Origin of the sequence: Streptomyces sp. (genome assembly GCF_031181555.1) — a bacterium.
In the GTDB taxonomy this organism is placed as follows: Bacteria; Actinomycetota; Actinomycetes; order Streptomycetales; family Streptomycetaceae; genus Streptomyces; species Streptomyces fimbriatus.
The window spans coordinates 1-16659 of the sequence record NZ_JAPSKQ010000144.1; the positions used below are offsets into that span (position 1 = coordinate 1).

Here is a 16659-nt window from a genome sequence, read left to right on the forward strand (position 1 = left end):
GGGGCGGGATCCGACGTTCCCTCAGTCCGCGCAGTGCCCTGTCGAACCGAGGAAGGCCACGGTCATGCCGCACCCGCACGTGCCCCCCGCCGACCACCCCGCACAGCCCGCACAGCCCGCGCAGCCCGGACGGCCGGTCGTCAGCCGCCGCCGTCTGCTGGAGTCGGGCGCCGCCCTCCTCGGCGCCCTCGCCCTGTCCGCCTCCCCGGCGGCGGCACTGCCCGCCGGCCGGCGGGCCGCCGCGGACGGCTCCCCGGAGTGGAACGGCCGCATCTCCGTCTTCCGGCTCGGCACCGAGCCCCCGCACACCACCCTCATGCCGTACGCGGACCTGAAGCAGGCGCTGGCCGCCGACCGCACCCGCTCGCCGTACCGGATCGACCTCGACGGCCGGTGGAGGTTCGCCCACGCCGACCGCCCCGACGACCGCGACGCCGACTTCCACCGCACCGACCTCGACGACAGCTCCTGGGACACCATCCCGGTGCCGTCCGTCTGGCAGCTCCACGGCTACGACCGGCCGGTCTACCTCAACATCACCTATCCCTACTGGGGCCCCAACGGCCTGGGCGAGGACCCGCAGCCGCCCGCCGCCCCGACCCGCTACAACCCCGTCGGCCAGTACCGGCGCACCTTCACCGTGCCCCGGGACTGGGCGGGACGGCGGACCTTCCTGCACTTCGAGGGCGTCAAGTCCGCCCACTACGTGTGGATCAACGGTGAACTCGTGGGCTACCACGAGGACTCCTTCAGCCCCGCCGAGTACGACATCACCGAGCACCTGAAGCCCGGCACCAACCAGATCGCCGTGGAGGTCTACCGCTACTCCGACGGCGACTGGCTGGAGGACCAGGACATGATCCGGCTGAGCGGCATCTTCCGCTCGGTCTACCTGTACTCCACCCCGGCCGTGCACCTGCGCGACTTCAAGCTGGACACCCCGCTGAGCGACGGCCACACCGCCGCCGAGCTCAAGGTCACGGCCCAGGTGCGGGCCTACGGAGGCGACGGAGGGGGCGAGGGGCGGTACACCGTCGAGACCCAGCTCTACGACGACCGCGGGCACGCCGTCTGGTCCCGGCCGCTGGAGCGGAGCGCCGACCTCGGCTCCGTACCGGCCGGCGAGGACGTGACCGTCGAGGCGTCCAGGGCCGTGCCCGAGCCGAAGCTGTGGTCGGCCGAACACCCGTACCTCTACACCGCCGTGCTCCGGCTGCGCGACCCGGCGGGCAAGGTCGTCGAGACCCTCTCGCACCGGGTCGGCCTGCGCGAGTTCGCGCTCGTGGACGGGCTGATGCGCATCAACGGCCGCCCCGTCTCCTTCCGCGGAACCAACCGGCACGAGATGCACCCGGCCCGCGGCACCGCGCTCACCCGCGAGGACATGGTCGAGGACATCACGCTCATCAAGCGGCTGAACATGAACTCGGTCCGCACCTCGCACTACCCGAACAACCCGGTGTGGTACGAACTCGCCGACGAGTACGGCCTCTACCTCGTCGACGAGACCAACCTCGAGACGCACGGCATCCGTTCCGAGTACCCCGGCGACCACCCGGAGTGGACCGAGGCCTGCCTGGCCCGCGCGCAGAACATGGTCCACCGCGACAAGAACCACGCCTCGGTGGTCATCTGGTCGCTGGGCAACGAGGCCGGCGGCGGCAGCACCTTCACCGCCATGCACGACTGGATCCGCTCCTACGACCCCACCCGCGTCATCCAGTACGAGGGCGACGACCGGCCGGGGATCAGCGACATCCGCTCGAGGATGTACGAGTCCCCGGCGCGCGTCGAGCAGCGGGCGAAGGACACCGCAGACACCCGGCCGTACGTCATGATCGAGTACTCCCACGCGATGGGGAACTCCAACGGCAACTTCAAGAAGTACTGGGACCTCGTCCGCCGCCACGACGTGCTCCAGGGCGGCTGGATCTGGGACTTCGCCGACCAGTCCCTGAACTGGCCCGTTCCCGCGCGCATCCTGCTCACCGAGTCCGGGCCCGGCCGGCTGCGCGGCGAGATCCTCGCCCCGAGCGGCACCTTCGACCCCGGCAAGGGCGTCTTCGGCGGCACCGTCTTCGCCCGCGACGCACGCCTCGACCTCACCGGCTCGCTGACGCTGGAGGCCTGGGTCACCCCGCGCTTCACCGGCTACCACCAGCCCGTCCTCGCCAAGGGCGACACCGCTTACGCCCTGAAGCAGACCGACCGGAACCTGGAGTTCTTCATCCACTCCAAGGGCCAGTGGATCACCGCGAGATGGGCGCTGCCGGACGACTGGACCGGCCGCGAACACCACATCGCCGGGGTCTTCGACGCGGACGCGGGCACGCTGACCCTGCACGTCGACGGCGAGGTGCGGGCGACCCGCACCACCACCGGACGGCCGGACGTCATCACCGCGCCCCTCGCGCTCGCCACCGACGCCGACAACGGGACCCGGGAGTTCAGCGGCACGATCCGCCGCGCCCGCGTCTACGCCCGCGCCCTGACCGCCGCCGAACTGGCCTCCGACGGCCGGGGACCCGGCGACGACGGCGTCCGGTTCTGGTTCGACGCGGCCACCGCCGAGGTCGCCGAGAAGCGCCCCCGCGACACGACGTTCCTCGCGTACGGCGGTGACTGGGGCGACAACCCCAACGACGGCAACTTCGTCGCGGACGGCATCGTCACCGCCGACCGCGGCCACACCGGCAAGGCCGCCGAGATCAAGCGCGTCCACCAGGCCATCAACGCCGCCCCGGCGCCCGGCGGGGGCGTCGGGGCCGTCACCCTCACCAACGAGTACCTGTTCACCGGCCTTCGCGCGTTCGACGGCCACTGGGCCCTGGTCGCCGACGGCGAGGTCGTCCGGCGCGGGCGGCTGACCCGGCGGCAGATGGACGTCGCGCCGCTGTCCCGCAAGGACGTCACCCTGCCCGTACGGCTGCCGGACGACCCGGCGCCGGGCACGGAGTACTTCCTGAACCTGTCGTTCACCACCAGGGAGTCCACGAAGTGGGCGAAGGCCGGCTTCGAGGTGGCCGCGCAGCAGATCCCGCTCGACGCGGGCGGCCCGGCCGTGCGTCCGGTCCCGCTGGAGAGCGTGCCCGTCCTGCGCCACGACGACGGCCGCGAAACCGTCACGGTCGAGGGCAGGGGCTTCTCGGTCACCGTCGACAAGGGCAGCGGAACCATCACCTCGTACGAGGCGGGCGGCACCCGTCTGATCACCTCCGGCCCGGTGCCGAACTTCTGGCGGGCGCCCACCGACAACGACCGCGGCAACGGCCAGCACACCCGCAACCAGACCTGGCGCGACGCCGGTGCCCGCCGCACGGTGACGGACGTCCGCGTGCGCCCCCTGCGCGACCGGGCCGTCGAGATCACGGTCACCGGCACCCTGCCCACCACCGTCGAGTCGGCGTACACCGTCACGTACACGGTGTTCGGCAACGGCGAGATCAAGGTCGACCACACCCTGCGCCCGGGCGCGGCGAACCTGCCGTACATCCCGGAGGTCGGGGCCCTGCTGTTCCTGCCGCGCCGGCTGGACCGCCTGCACTACTACGGCCGCGGTCCCGAGGAGAACTACTGGGACCGCAACAACGGCACCGACGTGGGCCGGTACTCCGGGACCGTCGCCGGCCAGTGGACCCCCTACATCCGGCCGCAGGAGAACGGCAACAGGACCGACGTCCGCTGGGCCGCCCTCACCGGCCGCGACGGGGCCGGTCTGCTCGTCTCCGGGGAGCCGCTGCTGGAGATCAACGCCTCCCACTTCACCCCCGAGGACCTGTCCCGCGGGGCCCGCCACGACTACCAGCTCACCCCGCGCGACGAGGTCGTGCTGCGGGTGAACCACCGGCAGATGGGCGTGGGCGGCGACAACAGCTGGGGCGCCCACACGCACGACGAGTTCAAGCTGTTCGCCGACCGCGCGTACTCCTACACCTACCGGCTGCGTCCGCTGGCCGACGTCCGCACGGCGACGGAGCTCTCGCGGCGGCCCACGGCGGGGGAGTGAGCGAAGCGGTCCGTCAGCGGCGCCGGCGGGGCCTCACCCGGCGGCGTCGCTGAGGCCCAGCCGAAGGTGCTCCACGTGGTAGACGGCCTGGTCGAGCAGTTCGGCGACATGGTGGTCGTGCAGCGCGTACACGACGGAGCGGCCCCGGCGTTCGCCCACGACCAGGCCCAGGTTGCGCAGCAGGCGCAGCTGGTGCGAACAGGCCGACTGCTCCATGCCCACCTCCGCCGCCAACTCCGTGGCCGGCAGCGGGCCTTCGCGCAACCGGGCGAGGATCAGCAGGCGTGAGGGCGTGGACAGGGCCTGGAGCGTGGTGGCGACCTTGGCGACGTTGTCCGCGTCCAGGCGCACGCGCTCGGCGTCGTCCTGCGTGGCGATGACGGCTCCATGACCCATGCGGACATCCTACTCATCACATATGAACGCATGAATGAGTCTTCATCTGTTCCTGTATGGTGGCCGGGTGTCCGTGACTCTCGCTCCCTCGTCCGCGGCGCCCGCCGGTGTCCCCCCGGCGCGCCGCCGCACCCGTGTCCTCGCCCTGCCCGAAGCGCGGTGGGCGCTCGCCGCACTCGTGGCCTTCCTGGCCGGGCTCGCCGCGGATCTCGGCGGTGCACCGCCCTGGACCAGCGGAATCCTGTACGCCGTCGCCTACGTGTCCGGTGGCTGGGAACCGGCCCTCGAGGGCCTGCGCGCGCTGCGCGGGAAGACCCTCGACGTCGACCTGCTGATGATCGTCGCCGCGCTGGGCGCCGCCTCGATCGGACAGGTGCTCGACGGCGCCCTGCTCATCGTCATCTTCGCGACCTCGGGCGCGCTGGAGGCCCTGGCCACCGCCCGCACCGCCGACTCGGTGCGCGGTCTGCTCGACCTCGCGCCCACCACCGCGACCCGGCTGACCGACGGCGGCGAGGAGACCGTGCCCACCGCCGAACTCGCCGTCGGCGACGTCCTGCTGGTCCGCCCGGGCGAGCGCATCGGAGCCGACGGCACCGTCCTGGACGGCGTCAGCGAGGCCGACCAGGCCACCATCACCGGCGAGTCCGTGCCGGTCGTCAAGCGCCCCGGCGACGAGGTCTTCGCCGGCACCCTCAACGGCACCGGCGCCCTGCGCGTCCGGGTCGGGCGCGACCCGGCCGACTCGGTGATCGCCCGCATCGTGGCCCTGGTCGAGGAGGCCTCCCGCACCAAGGCGCCGACCCAGCTCTTCATCGAGAAGATCGAGCAGCGGTACGCGGTCGGCGTGGTGGTCGCCACCCTCGCCGTGTTCGGCATCCCGCTCGCCTTCGGCGAGAACCTCACCGACGCCCTGCTGCGGGCGATGACCTTCATGATCGTCGCCTCGCCGTGCGCGGTCGTCCTCGCCACCATGCCGCCCCTGCTGTCCGCCATCGCCAACGCCGGCCGGCACGGCGTCCTGGTCAAGTCGGCCGTCGCGATGGAACGCCTCGGGGAGACCGACGCGGCGGCCCTCGACAAGACCGGCACCCTCACCGAGGGCACCCCCGAGGTGACGGCCGTGCGCCCGCTGCCCGGCTCCGGCCTCGACGAGGACGCCCTGCTCGCCCTGGCCGCCTCCGCCGAGCACCCCAGCGAGCATCCGCTCGCCCGCGCCGTGGTGGCCTCGGCCCACGCCCGCGGCCTGCCCCTCGCCCCGGCCGCGGACTTCACCGCCCTGCCCGGCCGCGGCATCACCGCCACCGTGGACGGACGCGTGGTGACCGTCGGGCGCGCGGAGGAGACGGAGGCGAGCGACGGCGAGACCGTCATCCGCGTCACCCGCGACGGCACCCCGGTGGGCACCCTCGCCCTGTCCGACCGCCTCCGCCACGACGCCCCGGCCGCCACCTCCGCCCTGACGGCCCTCACCGGCACCGCACCCGTCCTCCTCACCGGCGACAACGCCCGCGCCGCCGTCCGCGTGGCCACCGCGACCGGCCTCACCGACGTCCGCGCCGGCCTCCTGCCCGAGGACAAGGTGAACGCCGTGCGGGACCTCCAGACGGCCGGCCGCAAGGTGCTGTTCGTCGGCGACGGCGTCAACGACGCGCCCGCCCTCGCCGCCGCCCACGCCGGCATCGCCATGGGCCGCGCGGGCTCCGACCTGGCCCTGGAGACGGCGGACGCGGTCGTCGTGCGCGACGAGCTCGCGGCCGTGCCCGCGGTGGTGCGGCTGTCCCGCACCGCCCGCCGGCTGGTGCTGCAGAACCTCGTCATCGCGGGCACGGCCATCACCGGCCTCGTCCTGTGGGACCTCATCGGCCACCTCCCGCTCCCGCTCGGCGTCGCCGGCCACGAGGGCTCGACGGTGCTGGTCGGCCTGAACGGGCTGCGGCTGCTGCGTGAGTCGGCGTGGCGATCCGGGCAGCCGCAGGACACGTGAGGGTGATGTCGGATTCCCGCCGGACCGGTGCGGTCCCGTGCCCGATCCTTGAGGCATGCAGAAGGGGATGCACACCGACACGGAGCGCTGCGTGCGCGCCGTGCAGTCCAAGGACGCGCGGTTCGACGGCTGGTTCTTCACCGCCGTCCTGACCACCGGCATCTACTGCCGGCCCAGTTGCCCGGTGGTGCCGCCGAAGCCGGAGAACATGGTCTTCCACCCGAGCGCGGCGGCCTGCCAGCAGGCCGGGTTCCGGGCCTGCAAGCGCTGCCGACCCGACACCAGCCCCGGCTCGCCGGAGTGGAACCGGCGCGCCGACCTCGTGGGCCGCGCCATGCGGCTGATCGCCGACGGGGTGGTGGACCGCGAGGGCGTACCCGGTCTCGCCGCCCGGCTCGGCTACAGCACCCGGCAGGTCGAACGCCAGCTGCTCGCCGAGCTGGGCGCGGGCCCCCTCGCCCTCGCCCGCGCCCAGCGCGCCCAGACCGCGCGGCTGCTCGTCGAGACGACCGCGCTTCCCATGGCGCAGATCGCCTTCGCGGCCGGATTCTCCTCCATCCGCGCCTTCAACGACACGGTGCGCGAGGTCTTCGCCCTCTCCCCGAGCGACCTGCGCGCCCGAGCGCCGAAGAACCCCCACCACACCCCCGGGGCGCTGTCGCTGCGCCTGCCGTTCCGCGCCCCGCTCAACCCCGACAACCTCTTCGGCCACCTCGCCGCGACCGCCGTACCCGGGGTGGAGGAATGGCGGGACGGCGCCTACCGGCGCACCCTGCGGCTGCCGTACGGCCACGGCATCGTGGCCCTCGCCCCGCGGCCCGACCACATCGCCTGCCGTCTCACCCTCAGCGACCTGCGCGACCTCCCCGTCGCGATCAGCCGCTGCCGGCGCCTGCTCGACCTGGACGCCGACCCGGTCGCGGTCGACGACCAGCTGCGCACGGACCCGGTGCTCGCGCCCCTGGTCGACAAGGCACCCGGCCGCCGCGTCCCGCGCACGGTGGACGAGGCGGAGTTCGCCGTACGGGCCGTCCTGGGGCAGCAGGTCTCCACGGCCGCCGCCCGCACCCACGCGGCCCGCCTGGTCACCGCGCACGGCGAGCCCGTGGACGACCCCGAGGGCGGCCTCACCCACCTCTTCCCGTCCCCCGGGGCACTGGCCGCCCTGGATCCCGAGACCCTGGCCATGCCCCGCACCCGCCGCGCGACCTTCACCACCCTGGTCCGTCAACTGGCCGGGGGAGGGCTTCACCTGGGGGTGGAGAGCGACTGGTCCGAGACCCGCGCGCGGCTCCTCGCCCTCCCCGGCTTCGGTCCCTGGACGGCCGACGTCATCGCCATGCGCGCCCTGGGCGACCCCGACGCCTTCCTCCCCACCGACCTCGGCATCCGCCGCGCCGCCCGGGAACTGGACCTGCCGTCCACCCCGGCCGCGCTCACCGCCCGCGCCGCGGCCTGGCGGCCCTGGCGGGCGTACGCGGTGCAGTATCTGTGGGCGACGGACAGCCACCCGATCAACTTCCTGCCGGTGTAGGGAAGCGCACAGGAGAACAGAGAGCCGCAGACCATGAGACAGCACACCGTGACCGACAGCCCCTACGGCCCGCTGACGCTCGTCGCCGACGACGGCGTCCTGTGCGGCCTCTACATGGCCGACCAGCGCCACCGCCCCCCGGAGGAGACCTTCGGCGACCGCGACGACACCCCCTTCGCGGAGGCGGAGGAACAGCTGGCGGCGTACTTCGCGGGCGAGTTGAAGGAGTTCACCCTCGAACTGCGCCTGCACGGCACCCCGTTCCAGCGCAGCGTCTGGGACCAGCTGACGCGCATCCCCTACGGCGAGACCCGCTCCTACGGCCGACTCGCCGACATCCTCGGCAATCCCAAGGCCTCCCGCGCCGTCGGCCTCGCCAACGGCCGCAACCCGGTCAGCATCATCATCCCCTGCCACCGCGTCGTCGGCTCGACCGGCGGCCTCACCGGCTACGGCGGCGGCCTGGAGCGCAAGCAGCGCCTGCTGGATTTCGAACGGGGGGCGGCCCTGTTCTGAGACCGCCGGAGCGCTCCGGCCGCGCCCGGACCGCCGGGGGACGGCGGCCGGGCCGTCGGAGCGGGGTCAGGCGGCGCTCTCGGCGGCCAGCCGGCGCAGGAGTCCGGGCAGCGCCGTGCCGATCGGCTCGCGGATGATCTCGTCGGCGCGGTCGTCGTACGGGGTCGGCTCGGCGTTGACGACGATCAGCCGGGCGCCGTGGTCGGCGGCGACCCCCGCGAGCCCGGCGGCGGGGTGGACCTGGAGGCTGGTGCCGACGGCGATGAAGACGGTGCAGGCCTTGCTGATCGACAGCGCCTCGCCGAGCACCACGGGGTCGAGCCGCTCGCCGAACATCACCGTCGCCGACTTGAGGATGCCGCCGCAGTCCCGGCACGGCGGGTCCTCCTCGCCGGCTTCGACGCGGGCGAGGGCGTCCTCCATCGGGCTGCGGGCGTGGCACCCGGTGCACACCACGCTCCGTACCGTGCCGTGCAGTTCGAGCACCTTGCGGGCCGGCATCCCGGCGAGCTGGTGCAGTCCGTCCACGTTCTGTGTGATCACCCGCACCGGCACCCCGGACCGCTCCAGCTCGGCCACGGCACGGTGCGCGGCGTTCGGCTCGGCCGTGAGCGCGCGGTTTCCGCGCCGCATCCGCCAGGAGCGGCGGCGGATCTCCGGGTCGCCCATGTAGTACTCGTAGGTCACGAGTTTCTCGGCCTCGGGATCGCGGCGCCACAGTCCGTTCGGCCCGCGGTAGTCCGGGATGCCGGAGTCCGTGCTGACGCCGGCGCCGCTGAGGAGGGCGACGAGGGGCTTGCTCATGCGGCCGAGGGTAGGCCGCCGGGCCCGGTCCGGCGAGCGGATATCGGCGGGGCCGGTCCGGCCACCGGGTCAGCGCACCCGGTGCCCGTCCTCCAGCTCCGCGGTGCCCGAGCCGTCGGCGAGGACGTCCAGCGCGGCCAGCACCCGGCGGCCCAGGGCGTCCTGGAGGTACTCGGCCAGTTCCTCGCGCGGCACCAGTCGCCAGGACAGCAGCTCCGACTCCTGCAGCCGGATCGCCCCGAGGTCGTCCTCGCCCAGCACCCCGCCGTCGTACAGGTACGCCACCAGCGGCGGCCGCCCCGGCCCGCGCACCCAGTCCACCGCCAGCAGCCGGCCCAGCTCCCGGTCCAGCCCGATCTCCTCGGCCGTCTCGCGCCGCGCCCCCTCGCGCGGGCTCTCCCCGTCGTCCGACTCGATCGTGCCGCCGGGCAGCGCCCACCCCTCCCGGTAGTTCGGCTCGACGAGCAGCACCCGTCCCTCTTCGTCCCGGAAGAGCGCGGCGGCCCCGGCGAAGACCCGGGGGAGGGAGGCGAGGTAGGCGGCGAAGTCCTGGGCGTCCTCAGTGGTGGTCATGCGGGAAGGGTAACGGCGGTGCCGGGCGCCGCTTCGGGGACGGCGCCCGGCTCGCAGGGCGCACGGCGGCACACGCCGTCCCGTGATCCACACCGGGGGCGCATGCGCCGGGGCACCTCGGGCCCGCCGGCCGCTGTGCGAGGGCCGGCAGGCAGAGCAGCCCCGCCACCCACGCGGTGCAGAAGTGCACTTTGCCGAAACCGCGAAACTCGTACAGGCCCGAGCGGTGCATGCGATTCCCTCCCCGCGCCGCGTCGCACCGTCCCGTGCGCGGCCCCCGCCCCGGCCGACCCGGCGGCATCACCCTCAGTATCGGGCGCGCCGGTGAGCGGAGGAAGGCCGTCGACCGGCAGCACCGGGGAGGAACCCTGCCGGAAAGCGGCAAGGAAGGCGGGGTCAGGTCTCGGCCTGCGCCAGCCTCAGGGTGCGCTCCGCCAGTTCGCTGATCCTTATCCCGTCGAAGCCGAAGACCGCGCTGCGCACCGTGTCCTCCAAGGGGTCCTTCCACTGCTCCGGGACGGCCGAGGCGCCGCACAGGACGCCCGCCACCGAGCCCGCCGTCGCTCCGTTGGAGTCGGTGTCCAGGCCGCCGCGCACGGTCAGGGCGATGGTACGGGTGAAGTCGCCGTCGCCGTACAGCAACCCGGCGGTGAGGACGGCGGCGTTCGGGACCGTGTGGATCCAGCCGAGGCCCAGGGTCTCCTCCGTGAGGGTCGTGAGGGTGTCCTCCCAGGCCAGCCCGGTCTCGTGCAGGGAGGCCACCCGGCGTACGGTGCGGGCGAGGCGGCTGCTCGCCGGGATCACCGCCAGCGCCTCGTCCACCGCGTGCCGCACGGTGGGCGCCGTGAACGCCGCCGAGATCAGCGCGGCCGCCCACATCGCGCCGTACACGCCGTTCCCCGTGTGCGACAGCACCGCGTCCCGGCGGGCCAGCGAGGCGGCGCGGCGCGGGGCGCCCGGTGAGGTCCAGCCGTGGATGTCGGCCCGGATCAGGGCGCCGATCCACTCCTGGTACGGGTTGTCGTACGTGGCCGTGAGCGGCGGTTTGAGGCCGTTCGCGAGGTTCCGGTACGCCGCCCGCTCCGCCGTGAAGGTCTGGAGGTACGGCAGCCGCAGCAGCCACAGGTCGCCCACCTGCTCGGTGCTGAAGCCGAAGCCGTGGGTCTCCAGCAGGTCCAGGCCGAGGATCGCGTAGTCGATGTCGTCGTCGCGGCAGCTGCCGTGGACGCGGCCCCGCACGCAGGCACGCCACTCCGGGCGCAGCTCGAGTCCCTCGCTCTCGCTCAGCGGCTCGGGGAGGTAGTCGGTGAGGGGGAGGGCGTTCGCCCGCCGCAGGTAGCGGTCGATGCGCTCGCGCGTCCACACCTCGCCCTGCTCCACCGGCTTGCCGAGCATGTTGCCCGCGATCCGGCCCAGCCAGCCTCCGAGGATGCGGTCGGCCAGTCCTGACTCCGTGCCCACAGCGGTCATGGATCCGGTCTACCCGAATCCCGGCGTGACCGCGCGTCCCCGCGCCGGGCTCGCGGCCGTTCCACGGGCTGGGCAGGGCATGACGGCGACGGCGCCCGCCGGTTAAGGTCACAGCGGCGCGACTGGCCTTGGCGCACGCGAGGCCCGGAGAGCGAGGGGAATGCAAGTGGCGGACGCTGCAGTGAGCGGCACTCGTACGACGCAGTCGGCACGGCGGGTGCTCGTCGCCGCGGACAAGTTCAAGGGATCGCTGACGGCCGTGGAGGTGGCCGACCGGGTGACGGCCGGGCTGCGCCGGGTCGTACCGGGCCTGGTGGTCGAGGCGCTGCCCGTGGCCGACGGCGGTGACGGCACCGTGGCCGCGGCGGTCGCGGCCGGGTTCGAGCGGCGGGAGGTACGGGTCGCGGGCCCGCTCGGTGACGAGGTGACGGCGGCGTACGCGCTGCGCGGTGACACCGCCGTCGTGGAGATGGCGGAGGCCAGCGGGTTGCAGCGGCTGCCGGACGGCGTCCTCGCGCCCCTCACGGCGTCCACGTACGGCTCCGGCGAACTGCTGCGGGCCGCGCTGGACGCGGGGGCGCGCACCCTCGTCTTCGGGGTCGGCGGCAGCGCCACCACCGACGGCGGCGCGGGCATGCTGTCGGCGCTGGGCGCCCGGTTCCTGAAGGCCGACGGCGAGCCGGTGGCGCCGGGCGGCGGCGGACTCGCCGAGCTGGCCTCGGCCGACCTGTCCGGTCTCGACCCGCGCCTCGGCGAGGTCGAGCTGATCCTCGCGAGCGACGTCGACAACCCGCTGACCGGCCCGAAGGGCGCCCCGGCGGTCTACGGCCCGCAGAAGGGCGCCTCTCCCGAGGACGTGGAGCGGCTGGACGCGGCCCTCGCGCACTTCGCGAAGGTGCTGGAGGACGCGGTCGGCCCGCGGGCCGCCGAGTACGCCGCCTCGCCGGGCGCGGGCGCGGCGGGCGGCATCGGATACGGCGCGCTGCTGCTCGGGGCGGGTTTCCGGCCCGGGATCGAGGTCATGCTGGACGTGCTCGGCTTCGCGCACGCGCTCGAGCGGGCCGATCTCGTCATCACCGGCGAGGGGTCCCTGGACCAGCAGACCCTGCACGGCAAGGCGCCGGCGGGTGTCGCCGCCGCGGCCCGGGCGGCGGACAAGGAGGTCGTCGCGGTGTGCGGGCGGCTCGCCCTGCCGCCGGAGACGCTGGGCCGGGCGGGGATCCGGCGGGCCTACGCGCTGACGGACCTGGAGCCGGACGTGGCGAAGTGCATCGCGGACGCGGGTCCGATCCTGGAGCGGACGGCTGAGCGGATCGCGCGGGATTTCCTGGGCTGAGGCGCCGGGGGCTCCCGCCCCCGCCGCCCTTCCCCGTCCCACTCCCGGGGGCTGCCGCCCCCGGACCCCCGCTCCGGCCCCGGACGGGCCTCGTCCTCGAACGCCGGACGGACCGAGTGTGCCTGACGGCGCCCTTTCAGCCGACCGGGCCGGGCACCAGGGCAAGCGAAGGGCCCCGGACCCGTCCGGGTCCGGGGCCCCACTCGGCGGAGCGTCACGGCAACTGCGCCGCCCGCGCCTCCCGCCGGTTGTCGCGGAAGTTGTTCACCCGCCGCGCCGTCGCGAACAGCGGGATCACCGCGCCCATCACCAGCTGCAGCGCGCAACCGGTCTGCAGGAGCAGCTGACCGCTCGGGGCGTCGAACGCCCAGGCCGCCAGCAGGCCCATGCTGAGCACGATCCAGGAGAGCATCGCCACCGCGAGGCGGCCCCGCGGCTTGGGGTACTCCACCCGGCTCACCATCAGCCAGGCGGTGCCCAGGATCGCCAGCAGCGTCGCCACGAACGGCAGCTCCAGCAGCACGATCGAGACGACGGTCAGCGCGCCGAACGGCGACGGCATGCCCTGGAAGGTGCCGTCCTTCACCGTGACGCAGGAGAATCTCGCCAGCCTCAGCACCACCGCCAGCAGCACCACGATCGCCCCGACCGCGGCCACTCTCTGGTGCGCGTCGTCCGCGACCATGCCGTACACCAGGACGAAGTACGCCGGCGCCAGGCCGAAGCTGATCAGGTCCGAGAGGTTGTCCAGCTCGGCGCCCATGGGGGAGGAGCGCAGCTTGCGCGCCACCAGGCCGTCGAACAGGTCGAAGACCGCCGCGCACAGCATCAGGATGACGGCGGTGGCCGCGCTGTGGCGGGCCATGCCGGTCTCCTGGCTGCCCTGCAGGTGCGGGATCAGGATGCCGGTGGTGGTGAAGTACACCGCCATGAAGCCGCAGGTGGCGTTGCCTAGGGTGAGGGTGTCCGCTATCGACAGGCGGAGCGAGAGGGGCATCTCCTCCTCGTCGTCCGCCTCGTCGGCCTCGGGCACCCAGCCGGTCTGTGTGTCCGGATCAATCACGGTCAATGCGAGTCACCCCAGCCACGGTCTTCTGGCCGACCTCGACGGCCACCTCCACGCCCTCGGGCAGGTAGAGGTCGACGCGCGAGCCGAACCGGATCAGACCGATGCGCTCGCCCTGCTCGACCTTGGTGCCCTGCGGCACGTAGGGGACGATGCGGCGGGCCACCGCACCGGCGATCTGGATCATCTCGATGTCGCCGAGCTCGGTGTCGAAGTGCCACACGACACGCTCGTTGTTCTCGCTCTCCTTGTTGAAGGCGGGAACGAAGCCACCGGGGATGTGCTCGACCGACGTCACCGTGCCGGACAGCGGGGCCCGGTTCACGTGGACGTTGAGCGGGCTCATGAAGATCGCGACGCGGGTACGGCCGTCCTTCCACGGCATGATGCTCTGCACCACACCGTCGGCGGGCGAGATGACCCGGCCCTGGGTGATCTCGCGCTCGGGGTCGCGGAAGAACCACAGCATCCCCGCCGCCAGGGCGGTGGCGGGGACGGCGACGGCCTTGGCCGCACCCGAGCGGCGGGCGCGCAGAAGGCTGACGGCTGCGGTGGCGACGGTCGGCAGAAGCCACGGCGATGCTCCGCGCGCGAGGCGTACGCCGGCGAGGCTGTCGCGAGGTGCAGAGGTTTGGCTGTGGGGCATGGATGACCTTCGTAGCGGATGATGCCGCGCAGTGACGGGGGACGGCGGCTTTCCGGCGATCGTAGCGGCTCTCGGCCGCAACTGGGTAAGCCAGGCAACCGAGTCGACGGCCGAAGAGTGCATACGGGGTGTGATCCTCTTCTCCAAGAAAACACCCCGTATCCGGACAATCAGCCCTGGAATCGATACTCTTCGAGCAGCCGCCGACCGATGATCATTTTCTGGATCTCGGCGGTGCCTTCACCGATCAGCAGCATCGGGGCCTCACGGTAGAGGCGCTCGATCTCGTACTCCTTGGAGAAGCCGTAGCCGCCGTGGATCCGGAAGGCGTCCTCCACGACCTCCTTGCAGTATTCGGAGGCGAGGTACTTCGCCATCCCTGCTTCAAGGTCGTTTCGTTCCCCCGAGTCCTTTTTGCGTGCTGCGTTCACCATCATCGCATGCGCGGCCTCCACCTTGGTAGCCATCTCCGCGAGCTTGAACTGAATGGCCTGGTGCTGGGCGATCGGCTTGCCGAAAGTGTGACGCTGCTGGGCGTACTGGACACCCAGTTCGAAGGCACGCTGAGCGACGCCACAGCCACGCGCCGCCACGTTGACGCGGCCGACCTCGACACCGTCCATCATTTGGTAAAAACCTCGGCCGGTGACCCCGCCGAGCACCCGGTCGGCCGGAACGCGCAGGCCGTCCATGATGAGCTCGGTGGTGTCGACGCCCTTGTAGCCCATCTTGTCGATCTTGCCCGGAATGGTGAGACCGGGACGGACCTCACCGAAACCGGGCTCCTTCTCCACCAGGAAGGTGGTCATCGACTTGTGGGGCGCGGTGCCCTCGGGGTGTCCTTCGTCACTTCGCACCAGAACGGCCACGAGGGACGACGTACCGCCGTTCGTCAGCCACATCTTCTGGCCGTTCAGGACGTACTCGTCGCCGTCCCTGACCGCCTTCGACGTGATCGCCGACACATCGGAGCCCAGGCCCGGCTCCGACATCGAGAACGCGCCGCGGATGTCGCCGGCCGCCATCCTCGGCAGGAAGTGGTCCTTCTGCTCCTGCGTGCCGTGCTGCTTGAGCATGTACGCCACGATGAAGTGGGTGTTGATGATGCCGGACACCGACATCCAGCCGCGGGCGATCTCCTCCACGCACAGCGCGTAGGTGAGCAGCGACTCGCCCAGGCCCCCGTACTCCTCGGGGATCATCAGACCGAACAGGCCGAGTTCCTTCAGGCCGTCGACGATCTGCTGCGGGTACTCGTCGCGGTGCTCCAGCTCGGTGGCGACCGGGATGATCTCCTTGTCCACGAAGTCCCGGACGGTGGACAGGATCTCCTGCTGGACGTCGGTCAGACCGGCGGTCTGGGCGAGGCGCGCCATTACTTCTCCTGCTGCTTCGGCTCCGGGCGGCCGGGCTGCTCGCCGCCGCGCTCCTTGATGTACGTCTCGGTCGGCACCATCACCTTGCGGCGGAACACGCAGACGAGCGTGCCGTCCTGCTTGTAGCCCCTGGTCTCGACGTGCACGATGCCGCGGTCGTTCTTCGACTTCGACGGCCACTTGTCCAGCACCGTCGTCTCGCCGTAGACCGTGTCGCCGTGGAAGGTCGGCGCCACGTGCCTGAGCGACTCGATCTCCAGGTTGGCGATGGCCTTGCCGGAGACGTCCGGCACGGACATGCCGAGCAGCAGGGAGTAGACGTAGTTCCCGACGACGACGTTCTTGCCGAAGTCCGTCGTCTTCTCCGCATAGTTGGTGTCCATGTGGAGCGGGTGGTGGTTCATGGTGAGGAGACAGAACAGGTGGTCGTCGTACTCCGTGACCGTCTTGCCCGGCCAGTGCTTGTACGTCGCCCCGACCTCGAACTCCTCGTAGGTGCGTCCGAACTGCATCGCCGTCACGCCTCCGGGATCTCGAACGTGCTGGTGCGCCGCATGCCGGCGGCGCGTCCCTTGCCCGCGACGACCAGGGCCATCTTGCGGCTGGCCTCGTCGATCATCTCGTCGCCGAGCATCGCGGAGCCCTTCTTGCCGCCCGCCTCGGACGTGTAGTACTCGTACGCGTCCAGGATCAGCTCGGCGTGGTCGTAGTCCTCCTGCGAGGGCGAGAACACCTCGTTGGCGGCGTCGACCTGACCGGGGTGCAGCACCCACTTGCCGTCGAAGCCGAGCGCGGCGGCGCGGCCGGCCACCTCGCGGAAGCCGTCGACGTTGCGGATCTGCAGGTAGGGGCCGTCGATCGCCTGGAGGTCGTTGGCGCGGGCGGCCATCAGGATCTTCATCAGGATGTAGTGGTAGGCGTCCGCCGGGTAGCCGGGCGGCTGCTCGCC

The 16659-nt window shown here is 72.5% G+C and carries 14 protein-coding genes; 5 read left to right on the forward strand and 9 right to left on the reverse strand.

Annotated features, from left to right (window positions below; all coding sequences use genetic code 11):
- Nucleotides 1-64: 64 nt before the first annotated feature.
- Nucleotides 65-4006, forward strand: coding sequence for a glycoside hydrolase family 2 TIM barrel-domain containing protein (locus RIM90_RS24240; protein WP_309062877.1), 3942 nt, complete (start codon nt 65-67; stop codon nt 4004-4006).
- A 33-nt stretch (nt 4007-4039) separates the two neighbouring features.
- Here RIM90_RS24240 and RIM90_RS24245 read toward each other — a convergent pair whose 3' ends face one another.
- Nucleotides 4040-4402 carry a metalloregulator ArsR/SmtB family transcription factor gene (locus RIM90_RS24245; RefSeq protein WP_309062878.1) on the reverse strand — a complete coding sequence of 121 codons (363 nt, stop codon included), beginning with the start codon at nt 4400-4402 and terminating at the stop codon, nt 4040-4042.
- Nucleotides 4403-4436: 34 nt separating this feature from the next.
- Here RIM90_RS24245 and RIM90_RS24250 point away from each other — a divergent pair, with 34 nt between their 5' ends.
- From RIM90_RS24250 to RIM90_RS24260, 3 genes are all read left to right on the forward strand, one after another.
- Complete coding sequence (locus RIM90_RS24250) at nt 4437-6389, forward strand: heavy metal translocating P-type ATPase (RefSeq protein ID WP_309062879.1); 1953 nt, start codon at nt 4437-4439, stop codon at nt 6387-6389.
- A 67-nt stretch (nt 6390-6456) separates the two neighbouring features.
- Nucleotides 6457-7923: an AlkA N-terminal domain-containing protein gene (locus tag RIM90_RS24255; RefSeq protein WP_309062889.1), complete on the forward strand. Its 1467-nt coding sequence runs from the start codon at nt 6457-6459 to the stop codon at nt 7921-7923.
- 33 nt (nt 7924-7956) lie between these two features.
- Nucleotides 7957-8439 (forward strand): methylated-DNA--[protein]-cysteine S-methyltransferase, encoded by a 483-nt coding sequence (locus tag RIM90_RS24260; RefSeq protein ID WP_309062880.1) that lies wholly within the window; start codon nt 7957-7959, stop codon nt 8437-8439.
- Between the two features lie 66 nt (nt 8440-8505).
- Here the strand turns inward: RIM90_RS24260 and RIM90_RS24265 are convergent, their stop codons facing one another.
- From RIM90_RS24265 to RIM90_RS24275, 3 genes are all read right to left on the reverse strand, one after another.
- Nucleotides 8506-9243 carry a Sir2 family NAD-dependent protein deacetylase gene (locus RIM90_RS24265; RefSeq protein ID WP_309062881.1) on the reverse strand — a complete coding sequence of 246 codons (738 nt, stop codon included), beginning with the start codon at nt 9241-9243 and terminating at the stop codon, nt 8506-8508.
- A gap of 69 nt (nt 9244-9312) precedes the next feature.
- Nucleotides 9313-9816 (reverse strand): NUDIX hydrolase, encoded by a 504-nt coding sequence (locus tag RIM90_RS24270; RefSeq protein WP_309062882.1) that lies wholly within the window; start codon nt 9814-9816, stop codon nt 9313-9315.
- A 396-nt stretch (nt 9817-10212) separates the two neighbouring features.
- On the reverse strand, nt 10213-11286 hold the full coding sequence (locus tag RIM90_RS24275; RefSeq protein WP_309062883.1) for an ADP-ribosylglycohydrolase family protein: 1074 nt from the start codon (nt 11284-11286) through the stop codon (nt 10213-10215).
- A gap of 160 nt (nt 11287-11446) precedes the next feature.
- On the opposite strand from RIM90_RS24275, the gene RIM90_RS24280 reads away from it, so the two are divergent.
- Nucleotides 11447-12622 (forward strand): glycerate kinase, encoded by a 1176-nt coding sequence (locus tag RIM90_RS24280; protein WP_309062884.1) that lies wholly within the window; start codon nt 11447-11449, stop codon nt 12620-12622.
- A gap of 214 nt (nt 12623-12836) precedes the next feature.
- On the opposite strand, the gene pssA is transcribed toward RIM90_RS24280, so the two are convergent.
- The 5 genes from pssA to RIM90_RS24305 form a co-directional block, all read right to left on the reverse strand.
- Nucleotides 12837-13655 carry a CDP-diacylglycerol--serine O-phosphatidyltransferase gene (pssA, locus tag RIM90_RS24285; protein WP_189559904.1) on the reverse strand — a complete coding sequence of 273 codons (819 nt, stop codon included), beginning with the start codon at nt 13653-13655 and terminating at the stop codon, nt 12837-12839.
- A 22-nt stretch (nt 13656-13677) separates the two neighbouring features.
- Nucleotides 13678-14334, reverse strand: a complete 657-nt coding sequence (locus RIM90_RS24290) for a phosphatidylserine decarboxylase (RefSeq protein WP_309062885.1) — start codon at nt 14332-14334, stop codon at nt 13678-13680.
- A 170-nt stretch (nt 14335-14504) separates the two neighbouring features.
- Nucleotides 14505-15710, reverse strand: a complete 1206-nt coding sequence (locus RIM90_RS24295; RefSeq protein ID WP_309062886.1) for an acyl-CoA dehydrogenase family protein — start codon at nt 15708-15710, stop codon at nt 14505-14507.
- Nucleotides 15710-16222: a MaoC family dehydratase gene (locus RIM90_RS24300; protein ID WP_309062887.1), complete on the reverse strand. Its 513-nt coding sequence runs from the start codon at nt 16220-16222 to the stop codon at nt 15710-15712. The genes RIM90_RS24295 and RIM90_RS24300 overlap by 1 nt, the downstream gene beginning before the upstream one ends.
- 5 nt (nt 16223-16227) lie before the next feature.
- On the reverse strand, nt 16228-16659 hold a 432-nt coding region (locus RIM90_RS24305; protein WP_309062888.1), incomplete at its 5' end, for an aldolase/citrate lyase family protein.